This is a genomic window from Pseudoalteromonas translucida KMM 520 (assembly GCF_001465295.1).
GTDB lineage: Bacteria > Pseudomonadota > Gammaproteobacteria > Enterobacterales > Alteromonadaceae > Pseudoalteromonas > Pseudoalteromonas translucida.
This window is the reverse complement of record NZ_CP011034.1, coordinates 1,656,569-1,670,721: the sequence shown is the minus strand read 5'-3', so window position 1 is coordinate 1,670,721 and position 14,153 is coordinate 1,656,569. Positions and strand designations below refer to the sequence as shown.

Below are 14,153 nucleotides of genomic sequence, written 5' to 3'. Positions count from 1 at the left end.
TAATTTTTATACAAAGTACTTATAAACTAACTATCATGTAGTTAGTTAAACAATTTAAGCACACAATGAGGAGTGACTCATGGCCGGATTTGATAAGGTAGTTTCTAGTTACGAAGCTGCAATGGCAGGATTAAAAGACGGCGATACCGTAATTGCCGGTGGTTTTGGTTTATGTGGTATTCCTGAGGGCTTAATTAAACAAATTAAGCAAATGAAAACCAAAGAGCTCACTGTGGTGTCTAATAACTGCGGTGTTGATGACTTTGGTTTAGGCATTTTATTACAAGACAAACAAATTAAAAAAGTAATTGCCTCATACGTTGGCGAAAACGCCCTATTTGAGCAACAGTTACTCAGTGGTGAAATTGACGTAGAGCTTACACCACAAGGTACATTGGCAGAAAAAATGCGTGCTGGTGGTGCGGGTATTCCAGCGTTTTACACCGCAACAGGTTACGGTACGCCTGTTGCCGAGGGTAAAGATGTAAAAGAATTTAATGGTCGCCCTTATATTTTAGAAGAGTCGATAACCGGTGAATTTGCTATTGTTAAAGCATGGAAAGCCGACCGCTTTGGTAATTTAGTGTTTCGCCATACAGCTATGAACTTTAATCCACTTGCTGCAACTGCTGGTAAAATTACGGTAGCCGAAGTGGAAGAAATTGTAGAGCCGGGTGAACTTGAGCCAAGCCAAATTCATACCCCAGGCATTTATGTAAACCGCGTTATTAAAGGCAACTTTGAAAAACGCATTGAGCGTGTTACCACACGAGATTAAGCAGGAGCATTAATATTATGGCATTATCACGTGAACAAGTAGCAATGCGCGTTGCACAAGAGCTTAAAGATGGCTATTACGTTAATTTAGGCATAGGAATTCCGACACTCGTCGCAAACTATGTTCCAGACGATATTGAAGTTATGTTACAGTCCGAAAATGGCTTGTTAGGCATGGGACCATACCCAACTAAAGCAGAGCTAGACGCCGATATGATTAACGCGGGTAAAGAAACCGTGACAGCTGCAAAAGGTGCAGCCATATTTAATAGTGCAGATAGTTTTGCCATGATACGCGGTGGTCATGTAGACTTAACCGTTCTGGGGGCTTTTGAGGTAGATCAAAACGGTAGCATAGCGTCGTGGATGATCCCTAAAAAGCTAATTAAAGGCATGGGCGGCGCAATGGACTTAGTTGCAGGCGCACAAAATATTATTGTAACCATGACCCACGCCAGTAAGCACGGCGACTCAAAGCTATTAGAGGCCTGCACATTACCGCTTACAGGCGTTAATTGCGTTAAAAAAATAGTCACAGATTTAGCCGTACTAGAAGTTAAAGACGGCGCATTTCATCTGTTAGAGCGCGCTCCGGGCGTATCTGTAGATGAAATTATTAGTAAAACAGCAGGTAAATTACTTGTTGACGGTGATGTACCAGAAATGGTGTTTTAAGCCCTAGGTTTAAACTTTACCTTGTACCGACCTCATTCCCAGTGCCAATGGCGCTGAGTTACCCAAAATCCCTCTAACGAGGGATTTTTTTTGCCTATTTTCTGGGTTTTATTATTATTTTGAGAAGCTGAAATTTTGTCCTAACTTGTAACTGCCCTGCACCACCTTGTTACCTTGTTACCTTGTTACCTTGTTGCACCATTATTGTGAACTTAATGCAGTAAAAACTTCAACCTTCTGATATTATTGATTTTAATAATTGGTTCAGTTATTGCCTTATATAGGCGACTCAAACAACTTTATATTGGAAAACATGCAAACTCCTATACGTGGTCTTCGCTCATTTTGCTTCGCGGCACGAAGTTTAAGCTTTAAGCATGCAGTAAATGAAGTGTATTTAATTCCTTTGCCTGTAAGTCATCAAATTAAACAACTAAAAAGCAACTTGGTATAGCGCTATTCGAGCGCCCGCTTACCACTAAAGATAAGTACTATTTAGTGCAACAAGAGCCTAGTAATGTAAATAATTCGCTTGATTTATTTGCTAAGTGGGTTGTAGCTACTTTAAAAACACACAAACCAAGTCTGTAAATTAATTCAATACTGCTGTTAATTAAAGCCTTAATTAAAAAGCCCAGTAAGAGTTAACTTTACTGGGCTTTTATATGTCAGTGTATTTTATTTAATCCCTTGGCATAAATTCAAGTACCGTGGCGTTTATACAATAACGGTCTGTACCGCGAGGGCCTTCCCCGGGGAATAAATGCCCTAAGTGTATGCCAGTACTTTTAGAGCGCAGCTCAATGCGGGTCATTCCCCAGCTACTGTCGTCATGTTCAGTAACGCTACTTTTTATTGGATGCGTAAACGATAACCACCCAGTTCCAGAGTTAAACCTATCGCGTGTATCAAATAACGGCTCGCCACTGAGCTTATCGACAAAGGTGCCATCGGGTGTATTTTTAAAAATTTTGTATTCTTTGCAATAAGCGCGATCGGTTTTTGAATTAAATGCAACTTTATAGGCTTCACTATCGCCTAGTTTAAATGCGCCAAGGGCTTTGTAAAATGCCTCTGGGCTTGCATAGCCTTGACGTCCGTATACTTCAGTGCCATTTTCTAAAAATAAAATAGTGGGGGTTGCCCACGTTGCCGACTTAATGGTTAAACCTTGGAGTTGATCGGCGTGGCGAAAGCTCATAGCAATACTGCCTTTGTAGTCGTTCGCTACAGTGCTTTTAAATTTTTCACAGTATGGGCAGTATTCGCGTGAGTCTAATACCACTATTTGTTTACCCATTAATAAAGCGGAGTTATCTACTTGTTCGGGCGCTTTTTTGTTAAACACCACGCCAGTTGAGTGATCAGGGCAATAGCCATTTGGATTTTTTTCTAAATAATTTTGATGATATTCTTCAGCTGCATAAAAAGTGTTAAGTGGCTTAATGATAGTTGCAATAGTACCGTATTCTGCTTGTGTAAGCAGTTGTTGATATTGCGATTTAACTTGCTTTGCTACTTTTGCTTGCTCAATAGTGGTGGTTAAAACAATTGAGCGATACTGAGTACCTATATCGTTACCTTGGCGATTTTTTTGTGTTGGGTCGTGGCTTTCAAAGTAGTTTTCGAGTAGCTCCTTTGCGCTAATAATATTACTGTTATAGGTAACTTGTACAACTTCGGCGTAATTGTCCTCGTCAAAGCGGCGTGATTGACTGGTTATATTGCTGTAAGTAGCTTTAAAGCCGTTTCCATCGGCATAACCTGACTCAGCATCAATAACACCATTAAGTGCTTCGTAGCGCTTTTCAGCACCCCAAAAGCAACCTGAGCCAAGTACTAGCGTTTCTACGTGCATAGTCGCTTGAACATTACTTTGCACTACTTTTTCCATTGATAAAGCAACGCTGCTTGCGCTAAATAAAATAGCAACGCTAGATAAATAAATTAAACCCTGATGCGACATAAACTACCTCATAAATAAATGCTAAGGCCGGTTACTGTTGCGAATGTATTTTCAACAAAAAATAGTAACAGGCTTTAATAAAGACCTTACCTGTTGAATTATTATTTCAACTTGGTAAGTAATTAAATACGAGTGAGCGGCCTATAAGGTTTATATTTTATCTCTTAATCCATTTTGCTGGTCGCAATGGGTAAATAAATCAATAGAACTATGTTAGCTTTGAAATATGTTGTATTAACAGGTTTGTTTTATGAGTTCGGCTCCTACCATTTATGCACTTAGTAACAATAGTTTATTAATAGATGCAGCACATTTAGATGCAAACAATGTATTAACTATACAAAAGAAGATTTGGGCTTTAGCAGCGCACTGTAAAAACACGGCAGAGTTTACCGACTTAGTTGCGGGGATGAACTCCCTCACCTTGTATTTAAAGTCATCTGCGGGGTTAACTAAATGGCTAGAGGCATTGCCATTGTTATGGGATGAGCTTAAAAGCAGTGCTTTTACTGGTAAACACCATTTAATAGAAACCCTATACGAGGGTGAAGATCTTGCTTATGTAGCCAGCTTTCATAATTTAAGTATTGATGAGGTAATTAGTATACATAGCCAAGCTCAGTACCATGTTTTGTTTTTAGGCTTTCAGCCCGGGTTTGCTTATTTACATGGTTTAGATACACGCCTACATACGCCAAGGCGCGCTGAGCCTCGCATTAAAGTACCAAAAGGCGCGGTGGCTATTGGCGCTGCCCAAACCGGTATTTACCCTAGCGACACTCCCGGTGGCTGGCATATTATTGGCCACACAAATACCACATTATTTAACAGCACTCGTTCGCAGCCTTGCTTAATGCAACCAGGCGATACCCTTGAGTTTGTAGCGCTAAAAAATCAAGGAGCAGGCGCATGATAAAAGTACTAAAACCAGGCGTACAACTCACTATTCAAGATTTTGGCCGAATTGGCTATCGTCATTTAGGAGTAAGTAAAGCAGGCAGTTTAGACCCCTGTGCACAATTAATAGCTAATCGGCTACTTGGTAATAACGACAACGATGCGGTGCTTGAAGTAACTGTGGGCTTATGTGAGCTTGAATTTAACTGCGATACTGTCATTGCCATTCAAGGCGCAGATTTGCAAGCAAAGCTTGATGATCAATCTATTTACCCTGGTTGGACATACGCTATTAAAAATAAACAAGTATTAAGCTTTGCTATAGGACGAGCCGGTTTAAGAGCATATATTGCAGTAAAAGGTGGCGTGCAGTGCCCGCTAATAATGGGCTCCCGATCAACTGATTTAAATGCATGCTTTGGTGGGCTCGATGGCAAAGCACTCAACAGTGGTGACTGCATCCCAATTAAGCCTTTTAATGGCCCTTTTATAAAAACAGGGGCTCTTGCTCCGCCGCAGCGTAAAATTATCCGCTTGCACCCTAGCCCGTACGCAAAGTTATTAGGTAAAACACTTTTGCATAGTTTTACTTCAGGTAAATTTAAAGCCAGCCCTAACAGCAATAGAATGGGCGTAAGGTTAGTAAATAATGCAGATAACCTGATGCACACACATTCATTACCTTCTGTGGCTGTAAACCCAGGGAGCATACAACTGCCCCCCAACGGAGAGCCCATAGTATTACTTAATGATGCCCAAACTACCGGTGGCTATCCGCTACTAGGTACAGTGATCAGTGCTGACTTACATCAATTTGCACAGTTTAGAGCAGCCGATAATATAGAATTTGAGTATGTAACCTTAGAGCAAGCACGCACAGCCCAACATAAACAAAATGCTCATTTATATCAGCTCAGTTTGGCACTAAATAATAGCAATAATAAAAAATAAAGAGGTTATGCTCGATTTAAAGGTAGATACCGTGTAATAAAAGTACAAATTCCTACGGCAGTAACCTTACTCGCCGTTAATATTATTTAATGTATAGCGTGGTGTTCAATGACTAAATCAACTTACCCTATGGCGTGCGTGTTAATTACCGGTTTTGCTCCTTTTGATGGCGAAACCATAAACCCCTCTTGGCAAGCAGTGCAAAAACTCGACGACCATATAATAATGAAGCATAGAGTATGCGCTATTGAATTATCGTGTGAGTTTAATACCTCTATTGCACAACTACACCACGCGATAGAAGCGCATAATCCGGCGATAGTTTTATGTGTTGGCCAAGGCGGTGGACGCAGCGAAATATCTATAGAGCGCATTGCGATTAATATAGACGACGCGCGCATTAGAGATAATGCCGGTAAGCAACCTATTGATACCCCAATTGCAAAAAATGGCCCCGATGCTTATTTTAGCAATTTACCAATAAAACGCATGTTAAGCACCTTACATGAAAGCGATATTCCGGCGGCCATTTCTAATACTGCCGGTACTTATGTGTGTAACCATGTGATGTATGGTTTGCTGCATTATATAAACGAAAACTATACAAAAATGAAAGGCGGCTTTATTCATATTCCTTATTTGCCAAGCCAAGCTGTGCACCACAATGGCGCACCAAGCATGAGTGAAGAAGTGGTAATAAATGCGCTAAAAGTAATGATAGCCGAAGCTTTGAGTAATGAGCGCGATGTAAAAATAGCAACCGGCACCACACATTAATCATTTTGGTGCAATACGGGCTATATTGGTGCATAAATTATTCTTATTATTTTGTAAATGCGGTGTGACTTACGTTATTAATTCTGCTAAAACAAAGGTGAGTCGCAGGGCTATTTTGCTTTGCAATACACATAAAAACAAGAATGAGGGGTAGTCTATGTGTTCAATTTTTGGGGTGTTAGATATTAAATCTGATCCCGCGCAGTTACGTACGCAAGCCATCGAAATGTCGAAGTTATTAAGGCACCGTGGCCCTGATTGGTCAGGTGTTTATGCATCGAAGAAAGCAGTTTTAGTACATGAACGCTTAGCTATTGTAGGGGTTTCTAGCGGTGCACAGCCTTTATATAATCCAGAAAAAACACATATTTTAGCGGTAAACGGTGAAATTTATAATCATAAAGAATTAGCGGCTAATTTAACCACCGATTTTATCTTTCAAACAGAATCTGACTGCGAAGTTATTTTAGCGCTTTACAAACAAAAAGGTGCCGACTTTTTAGATGACTTAAATGGCATTTTTGCCTTTTGTTTATACGATGAAGAAAATGACAGTTACCTTATTGGCCGCGATCATATTGGTATTATTCCGCTTTACACCGGACACGATGAACACGGTAACTTTTACGTGGCCTCAGAGCTAAAAGCCCTTTCACCAATTTGTAAGCACATTGAAGAATTTCCGCCTGGGCATTACCTAAGCAGTAAAGATGGCGAGCTTAAAGCTTATTACAAACGCGATTGGCAAAGCTTTGATGCCGTTAAAAATAACAGCGCAAAGGCCGAAGATGTTAAAAGCGCACTAGAGGCTGCCGTTAAACGCCAGCTTATGTGCGACGTGCCTTACGGCGTATTGCTCTCTGGTGGCTTAGACTCGTCGCTTATATCGGCTATAACCCAGCGTTTTGCGGCAAAACGAATTGAAGATAACGACGAAAGCGATGCATGGTGGCCTAAGTTGCATTCTTTTTCAGTTGGTCTTGAAGGCTCACCCGATTTAGCGGCGGCTAAAAAAGTAGCCGATATGATAGGCACTATTCATCACCCTATTATATTTACTATTGAGCAAGGTATTGATGCTCTGCGCGAAGTGATTTATCACATAGAGACCTACGATGTAACCACTATTCGCGCCTCTACGCCTATGTATTTAATGGCCCGACAAATTAAAGCCATGGGTATTAAAATGGTGCTATCTGGCGAAGGAGCAGATGAACTGTTTGGTGGCTATTTGTATTTTCATAAAGCGCCGAATGCACAAGAGTTTCATGAAGAGCTTAACCGTAAAGTATCTAAACTGCATATGTTTGATTGCCTACGTGCCAATAAGTCGATGGCAGCATGGGGAGTTGAAGCACGCGTACCATTTTTAGATAAAGAGTTTGTGGATGTGGCAATGCGTATTAACCCACAAGCTAAAATGTGTACAGAGGGCAAAATAGAAAAGCATATTTTACGTGAAGGCTTTGCAGGTTATTTACCAGAGGAAGTGTTGTGGCGTCAAAAAGAGCAGTTTTCAGACGGTGTAGGTTATAACTGGATTGATACCTTAAAAGAGTTTGTAAACGAGCAAGTAAGCGATCAAGAGCTTGCCAATGCAAAGTTTAAATACCCTATAAATACCCCCGACTCTAAAGAAGCATATTTTTACCGCGCTATTTTTGAGTCTCACTTTCCTGGTGATGCCGCCGCTAAATGTGTACCTTATGGCAAATCGGTAGCGTGTTCAACACCTGAAGCGCTGGCATGGGATGCGTCGTTTCAAAACAATGCTGACCCTTCTGGGCGTGCTGCGCTCATTCATAACGATGCGTATGCTAGCAAAAGCTAAGCGAATTTGTTTAGCGCCACACAAGCCAGCATGGCTTAAGTGGCGCTTTATAACACTCACATCGTCCCAAGCTGTTTTTTATAACCACACAGCTAACTTAGCCGGTTCAAGTGCTTTAATTGTTATTTATAAAAAGGGCTTAACCTCTAAATTAATGCAATATATTGCGTCAAAATCGAATCACCCTGCGACTGTATTTTTAAATAAAAATGAGATAACTAAACCTTATTGTAAAATTCGCTGGTTTAACCAAACAAGCGAAATTAAACGCTGTGGGCATGGCACTTTAGCCGCAGCTAACTTTTTACTTAATTATTTTTTTTATTGCCCACAGGTATTTATTACAGGATGTAATGAGCGTTTTAAAATAAAAATTAAAAGGCAACAAGCTCAGCTAGTATTAGCAAGTATTGAGTCGATAGAATCCCCCTGCTACCGTAAATTACAGCGAGTGTTTTCATTATCAATAAAAGCCGCGTACAGCAGTGCCAATAAAAACGGTTACACCTTGTTATTGTTCAATGCACAAGACGATTTAACACGCTTACATGTTGATTTTAAAGCCCTAAGCCAGCTGCATAAAAATGCGGTTATTGCGCTAACAGTACAAAATACCCAAGCACAAAATGCCACTGCACATTTTAGATACTTTGCCCCGCAGTTTGGTGTAAACGAAGATACTGCAACGGGTTCAGCAGTATCGGTTATTGCGCCATTATTATTTAGACTATACGGTTTAAATAAAGTTACGCTTATACAGCAATCACCTAATGGCGCGTTGTTAAACTATAAATTTAACAACAACCAAGTTGTTATTTACTAATAAATTATAGCGGCCTTAACAGGCATAATGCAAAGTAGTTATTATCGTCTTGCCATGTTTGCTCTAAACTTAAGTTTGCTTGTGCAGCAAGCTGTTTAAACGATTCTAGCGTGTACTTATGAGAGTTTTCGGTATGAATACTCTCACCTTGTTTAAAATTAATTTGTTGGTTATTAATTATTACTGCTTGATCGCAAAGGCTCACTAAGTGCATTTCTATACGGTTATGCTGCTCGTTATAACGTGATTCATGCTTAAAATTAGCTAAATTAAATGACCCATTTAGTTCGTTATTGATTCTTTGTAATAAGTTTTTATTAAATGCAGCGGTTACACCGAGTTTATCGTCGTATGCATCTAACAGCACTTGCCGCTGCTTTACCAAGTCAATCCCAATTAAAACATAGCCATTTACACCACATAAATGCTGAAAGTTTCTCATTATTTCAATGGCTTTAAGCGTGTTAAAATTACCTATGGTGGAGCCTGGGAAGTACACTAAATTAGTTTGGCTATCGAGGGCGGTTTCTTTAATAAGCTGCTTAACTATTGCGCTATCGGTAAAGTCGCCCAATAACGGAGCAATAACCAGCTCAGGAAATAACGGCGATAAATGCGCTAATGAATAGTTAAGCATTTCTGTAGATATTTCGAACGGCACAAACGTTTTCACTTTGCTCATATGAGCTAATAAGTGGGCTATTTTTTTTCCTGAACCACAACCGGGCTCTATTATTGATAGATTTTCAGGTAGGATTTGTGCAATCTCTTTTGAGTGCCTTTCTAAAATAGCCAGCTCGGTACGGGTTACGTAATACTCTTGCAGCCTTGTTATTTGCTCAAATAGTGCTGCCCCTTTGTCGTCATAAAAATATTTACAGGGGAGTGATTTTTGTTGCTGAGTTAAGCCACTTATTACATCCGTTAAAAATTCACAGTTGCTTATAGTGGTATTTATATTGCACTGCTTTACTGTTGTCATTTGGCTCATATTTTATCCTTAGCGAGTCTTATACCACTACACATCCAGGCTTGATGGGGATAATAAAAGTTTCTGTAGGTTGTACGTAAATGATTTGCAGGAGTAAGCACACAACCGCCACGTAATACCGTTTGATTGCTCATAAACTTACCATTGTACTCTCCTGCCACGCCTGCAATTGGCTTAAAACCAGGGTAAGGTAAATAAGCACTGTTTGTCCATTGCCAGCAGCTATCTGTAAGCTGCCCAATAGCAGCGCTACTATCGGCCATATTTGGCAATAAAAGTGACGAATGTGTTGTATTGCTTGGTGCGTGTTGTTGGGCTGCATATTCCCATTCAAACTCTGTAGGCAGGCGTGCATTAACAAAACTTGCATAAGCGCTAGCCTCATAGTAACTAACATGACAAACCGGCGCGGCTAAGTTAAGGGGTAATAGTCCGTAATGGGTAAACTCAAACCACTCCCCGTTTATATAATACCAATACAATGGCTGTGTTAAATTATTAGCCTGTATATGTGCCCAGCCATCACTTAGCCAATGTTGCGGGTTGCTATAGCCAGAGCTATTAATAAAGGCTAAATACTCTGCATTAGTCACTAATCTATTAGCAAAGCTAAATGGATGAACCAGCACCGGGTGTTTCGGTTGTTCGTTATCGTAGGCAAATTGGTTTTCAGCATTGCTCCCTATATTTATAATTGCTTGGTCAAAGTTTATAAATTTTATAGCGGCACTGGATTGCTGGTTTGGTATTTGAGTTGGCTTTAGTGATTGGTACGCAGGAAATATTGGGTTAATAGAAAAGTTATACTTAATATCCATCAACATTAGCTCTTGGTGTTGTTGCTCATGATTTAGGCCAAGAGTAATTATTTGCTCTATTTCTGGGGTTATTGCAGTATTTAACACGCTAATAACGGCCTCATCAACATATCGTCTGTATGCTATTACGTCATCAAGACTCGGCCTCGATAGGCTTCCTCTGTTACCCCGCTTAAATTGCTCACCAATTCCGTTGTAGTAAGAATTAAATAATATTTTAAACTCAGGGTTAAATACTTTGTAATTACGGCTATGAATGCCAAGTAAAAATGTTTCAAAAAACCAACTGGTATGCCCAAGATGCCATTTACTTGGGCTTACATCGGCCATTACTTGTAATTGACAGTCTTCTGCACTTAACGCACTAATGAGTGATAGGCTATATTTACGTACCGATTTAAAATGATCACTAAGCTCATTTTTTCCAACTAAATGTTTAATATCATTAGTCATAGTCGCAATTTACTCCTTTAACTACTTTACTGTTAAAATATAACCTAATGTTAAATCATATACTAAGTATTCCTAGATTAAAGGTGCGGTTATATTAGGCACCTTTAATTAGCAGCTTATTAGTATTTACATACTTCGTGACAGTAATTATTTACCTATGTGTTTTTATAATTCTATTCTCGGATAATATGCGCTGATTTATAAGTGTTCTCGTATATGTATTAGGGCCTGTTGGCCTTTGCGGATTAAAATTTGTTCAAACTAGGGGCGATTTAATCGCGGCGCGAGATTTGTAACCTAGTGGGCTAAGTAAAAACCGAGCAAAGCTTCCGCGTCCTGCTCACGCCCCTTACCTACATCCATGTAGGCAACAAAGAGTCAATCGCTCCTAGGCAGAACCCTTCGGGCAGCGTATGTTTGGCATTGATGCTGCGTTATCGCCTATTTATGGGGAATAACCACACCACATAGGCTCTGCCTTGCCTTAATACCAAACACACGGCTGCAAATTTAACCTTGAAAGATCAACAGGCCCTAGTAAATAGTAAACTAATTTAACAAGTTAGAGAGTGTTTGTTTTTTATACTTAAAAGCAACAAATATCACCATTTTGACTATAATATCAGCAGTCTAAATACAAAATCATTTACATTTAGTATTTAACTCATACACTAGTAAAGTTAATGATCAAAAATCAGATTAGTTAGTCTTCTAATTATTTGTGTTTAAACTAATATAATTACAAGACTAATATAATTAATTACGACACTGGGTAACATCCAGGGTTAGAACAACAAATGAGGTATTGCATGAGCGAAGAGCATGACAAATATAGTATTGATAGTACGGACTATACCGTAGGTCAAGACAACGTACAAAAATGGGGGTTAGATATACATAACTCTGTTTTCGGCATAAGTGCTGGTCTGATTGTCATCTTTTTGATCGCTATTTTAGTTACCGATCCACAAACAGCTAAGTCTGCACTTGATAGTATAAAAACAGATATTATTAATAACTTTGACGCCTTATTTATGTGGGCTGCTAACTTTTTCGTTATTTTTTGTTTAGCACTAATTGTATCGCCTTACGGTAAAATACGTTTAGGGGGAGATGATGCAGTACCTACTCACTCTCGCCTTTCATGGTTAGCTATGTTATTTGCTGCAGGTATGGGTATTGGCCTAATGTTTTGGGGTGTTGCAGAACCGCTTGCTTATTATACTGGCTGGTTTGAAACACCTTTAAATGTAGCTCCTAATACACCAGAGGCTGCAAAACTAGCAATGGGCGCAACTATGTTCCATTGGGGTCTGCATCCGTGGGCTATTTATGCAGTTGTCGCACTTTCACTTGCATTCTTTACTTATAACAAAGGTTTACCACTGTCTATCCGTTCTATTTTTTATCCTATTTTAGGTGATAGAGCATGGGGATGGCCTGGCCACCTTATCGACATTTTAGCTGTGCTTGCAACACTCTTTGGTCTTGCAACTTCACTAGGGTTAGGAGCACAACAAGCCTCTGCAGGTATAGATCATGTATTTGGTACCTCTGGCGGTGTTGGTTCACAAATTTTAGTTATTATTGGGGTTTCACTTTTAGCTATTATTTCGGTAGTTAGAGGGATTGATGGCGGAGTAAAAGTACTTAGTAATGCCAATATGTTAATTGCCTTGGTTTTACTTGTGTTTGTATTTTTAGTTGGCTTTGCTGTTGCTATAGGTAATGTTCCTACTACCATAATGGGCTATGTAGAAAATATTATTCCTTTAAGTAATCCTCATGGTCGTGAAGATGAAACCTGGATGCACGGCTGGACTGTATCGTACTGGGCGTGGTGGATTTCCTGGTCACCGTTTGTAGGTATGTTTATTGCGCGTGTTTCTCGTGGTCGTACTATACGTGAATTTTTAATTGCGGTATTACTAGTGCCTACTGCTGTTACTATTTTGTGGATGTCTATATACGGCGGTATTGCTATTGATCAGGTGGTTAATAATGTAGGTGAGCTAGGTACTAACGGCCTTACTGAAGTACCACTTGCTATGTTCCAAATGTTTGATGCATTACCTTTGTCTAACATTTTATCGTTTGTAGCGATTATTTTAGTATTGGTGTTTTTTATTACGTCATCGGATTCTGGTTCATTGGTAATTGATTCGATCACCGCTGGTGGCAAAATTGATGCACCTGTACCACAACGTATCTTTTGGGCTGTGACCCAAGGTGCGGTAGCTGCCGCACTACTTTGGATAGGTGGTACTGAAGCTATACAAGCGCTGCAAGCTGGCGCTATATCTGCCGGATTACCTTTTACTATTGTATTGTTGTTTATGTGTTTAAGCTTAGTGTTGGGCTTACGTACTGAACCTCGTACTAAAAAGTAACCGTACTTATTACCCTTACTGGTAACTATAAAAAGTACTAATAAAAACGCCGCAAGTTATGCGGCGTTTTTTTATAGCTATAAAATAAAGTTTATACCCACAAATCATCTATCGGCGTATCTAAGCGATAATGATGACTCAGCTGCGCTTGTAACAACTCAGCTGTGGCCAATGCATCTGTTAAGGCATTATGATTATTATACGCAGGGAGTGAGTAGCGCTTACGACAATCGTTTAATCGCAACGAGCCTATTTTAGAGTTAAATAGCCGCCCTATTAAACCCTGACGTGCTGTTAATGCTCTTTTCTCAATATCCATAGTATCAACTAACGCAAACTCTATGCCTTCGTGCAGCCTAAGTAGCAACGCATTATTTAAAAATGGCCGCTCTATTGCTGCATAATGTACCACCACTACTTTACCGCTTAGCGCGGCAAGCAATGGCTCAATAATACGATTAAAGTCTGGTGCATCATCAACCTCTGAGTGCGTAATACCATGAATGATTATAGATTCTTCATGTAAGTTTCTGCGCGGTTGTACTACCCAATGGCGGCTGTGCTTGCAGTATATTCGCTGTAAGTTAAAAGGCACTAAACCCACACTCACTATGTCATCTGCTTCGCTATCTAAGCCGGTGGTTTCAAAGTCCATTGCTACAAATGGCACATCAGCTATTGCTGCACCAGGCTGATTAAAAGCCGATGCATAAAACTGCTGTAACAATGCACTTTCACTGCCATTTGCTAATTGCTGATACCTAAGCGACCAGTCAACTATTGCTTGCTTTTGCTTGCTCATAG

12 protein-coding genes and 1 pseudogene are annotated in these 14,153 nt (G+C 39.9%); 9 read left to right on the top strand and 4 right to left on the bottom strand.

Annotated features, from left to right (window positions below; all coding sequences use genetic code 11):
• The first annotated feature begins 79 nt into the window (after positions 1 to 79).
• The 3 genes and pseudogenes from PTRA_RS07880 to PTRA_RS19245 all read left to right on the top strand — a co-directional run.
• Positions 80 to 778: a CoA transferase subunit A gene (locus PTRA_RS07880; RefSeq protein WP_058373349.1), complete on the top strand. Its 699-nt coding sequence runs from the start codon at positions 80 to 82 to the stop codon at positions 776 to 778.
• A 17-nt stretch (positions 779 to 795) separates the two neighbouring features.
• Positions 796 to 1,452 (top strand): 3-oxoacid CoA-transferase subunit B, encoded by a 657-nt coding sequence (locus PTRA_RS07875; protein ID WP_058373348.1) that lies wholly within the window; start codon positions 796 to 798, stop codon positions 1,450 to 1,452.
• A gap of 313 nt (positions 1,453 to 1,765) precedes the next feature.
• Positions 1,766 to 1,947 (top strand): annotated as a pseudogene (locus tag PTRA_RS19245) (LysR family transcriptional regulator); the annotation flags it as partial.
• 187 nt (positions 1,948 to 2,134) lie between these two features.
• Here the strand turns inward: PTRA_RS19245 and msrA are convergent.
• Positions 2,135 to 3,418, bottom strand: a complete 1,284-nt coding sequence (gene msrA / locus PTRA_RS07870; protein ID WP_058373347.1) for a peptide-methionine (S)-S-oxide reductase MsrA — start codon at positions 3,416 to 3,418, stop codon at positions 2,135 to 2,137.
• 250 nt (positions 3,419 to 3,668) lie between these two features.
• On the opposite strand from msrA, the gene pxpB reads away from it, so the two are divergent.
• From pxpB to PTRA_RS07845, 5 genes are all read left to right on the top strand, one after another.
• Complete coding sequence (pxpB, locus tag PTRA_RS07865) at positions 3,669 to 4,331, top strand: 5-oxoprolinase subunit PxpB (protein ID WP_058373346.1); 663 nt, start codon at positions 3,669 to 3,671, stop codon at positions 4,329 to 4,331.
• Positions 4,328 to 5,266 (top strand): 5-oxoprolinase subunit C family protein, encoded by a 939-nt coding sequence (locus PTRA_RS07860; RefSeq protein ID WP_058373345.1) that lies wholly within the window; start codon positions 4,328 to 4,330, stop codon positions 5,264 to 5,266. Before pxpB ends, PTRA_RS07860 begins: the two co-directional genes overlap by 4 nt.
• A 108-nt stretch (positions 5,267 to 5,374) precedes the next feature.
• Positions 5,375 to 6,043, top strand: coding sequence for a pyroglutamyl-peptidase I (gene pcp / locus PTRA_RS07855; RefSeq protein ID WP_083497510.1), 669 nt, complete (start codon positions 5,375 to 5,377; stop codon positions 6,041 to 6,043).
• 157 nt (positions 6,044 to 6,200) lie between these two features.
• Positions 6,201 to 7,874 (top strand): asparagine synthase B, encoded by a 1,674-nt coding sequence (gene asnB, locus PTRA_RS07850; protein ID WP_058373344.1) that lies wholly within the window; start codon positions 6,201 to 6,203, stop codon positions 7,872 to 7,874.
• On the top strand, positions 7,858 to 8,697 hold the full coding sequence (locus PTRA_RS07845; protein ID WP_058374563.1) for a PhzF family phenazine biosynthesis isomerase: 840 nt from the start codon (positions 7,858 to 7,860) through the stop codon (positions 8,695 to 8,697). The genes asnB and PTRA_RS07845 overlap by 17 nt, the downstream gene beginning before the upstream one ends.
• Before the next feature lie 4 nt (positions 8,698 to 8,701).
• Here the strand turns inward: PTRA_RS07845 and egtD are convergent, their stop codons facing one another.
• Both egtD and egtB read right to left on the bottom strand, forming a co-directional pair.
• Positions 8,702 to 9,688, bottom strand: coding sequence for an L-histidine N(alpha)-methyltransferase (gene egtD, locus PTRA_RS07840; protein WP_058373343.1), 987 nt, complete (start codon positions 9,686 to 9,688; stop codon positions 8,702 to 8,704).
• A complete protein-coding gene (egtB, locus tag PTRA_RS07835) occupies positions 9,685 to 10,959 on the bottom strand; it encodes an ergothioneine biosynthesis protein EgtB (RefSeq protein WP_058373342.1) in 1,275 nt (424 codons plus the stop codon). The genes egtD and egtB overlap by 4 nt, the downstream gene beginning before the upstream one ends.
• Before the next feature lie 809 nt (positions 10,960 to 11,768).
• On the opposite strand from egtB, the gene PTRA_RS07830 reads away from it, so the two are divergent.
• A complete protein-coding gene (locus PTRA_RS07830; protein ID WP_058373341.1) occupies positions 11,769 to 13,349 on the top strand; it encodes a BCCT family transporter in 1,581 nt (526 codons plus the stop codon).
• A 91-nt stretch (positions 13,350 to 13,440) separates the two neighbouring features.
• Here PTRA_RS07830 and PTRA_RS07825 read toward each other — a convergent pair whose 3' ends face one another.
• Positions 13,441 to 14,151, bottom strand: a complete 711-nt coding sequence (locus PTRA_RS07825) for a 3'-5' exonuclease (RefSeq protein WP_058373340.1) — start codon at positions 14,149 to 14,151, stop codon at positions 13,441 to 13,443.
• Between the last annotated feature and the right edge of the window lie 2 nt (positions 14,152 to 14,153).

Coding starts and splice junctions, on each gene's coding strand:
- PTRA_RS07825 (WP_058373340.1), bottom strand. CDS start 14,151: ATGAGCAAGCAAAAGCAAGCAATAGTTGACTGGTCGCTTAGGTATCAG.
- PTRA_RS07845 (WP_058374563.1), top strand. CDS start 7,858: ATGCTAGCAAAAGCTAAGCGAATTTGTTTAGCGCCACACAAGCCAGCA.
- PTRA_RS07830 (WP_058373341.1), top strand. CDS start 11,769: ATGAGCGAAGAGCATGACAAATATAGTATTGATAGTACGGACTATACC.
- egtB (WP_058373342.1), bottom strand. CDS start 10,959: ATGACTAATGATATTAAACATTTAGTTGGAAAAAATGAGCTTAGTGAT.
- msrA (WP_058373347.1), bottom strand. CDS start 3,418: ATGTCGCATCAGGGTTTAATTTATTTATCTAGCGTTGCTATTTTATTT.
- pcp (WP_083497510.1), top strand. CDS start 5,375: ATGACTAAATCAACTTACCCTATGGCGTGCGTGTTAATTACCGGTTTT.
- PTRA_RS07860 (WP_058373345.1), top strand. CDS start 4,328: ATGATAAAAGTACTAAAACCAGGCGTACAACTCACTATTCAAGATTTT.
- asnB (WP_058373344.1), top strand. CDS start 6,201: ATGTGTTCAATTTTTGGGGTGTTAGATATTAAATCTGATCCCGCGCAG.
- pxpB (WP_058373346.1), top strand. CDS start 3,669: ATGAGTTCGGCTCCTACCATTTATGCACTTAGTAACAATAGTTTATTA.
- PTRA_RS07880 (WP_058373349.1), top strand. CDS start 80: ATGGCCGGATTTGATAAGGTAGTTTCTAGTTACGAAGCTGCAATGGCA.
- egtD (WP_058373343.1), bottom strand. CDS start 9,688: ATGAGCCAAATGACAACAGTAAAGCAGTGCAATATAAATACCACTATA.
- PTRA_RS07875 (WP_058373348.1), top strand. CDS start 796: ATGGCATTATCACGTGAACAAGTAGCAATGCGCGTTGCACAAGAGCTT.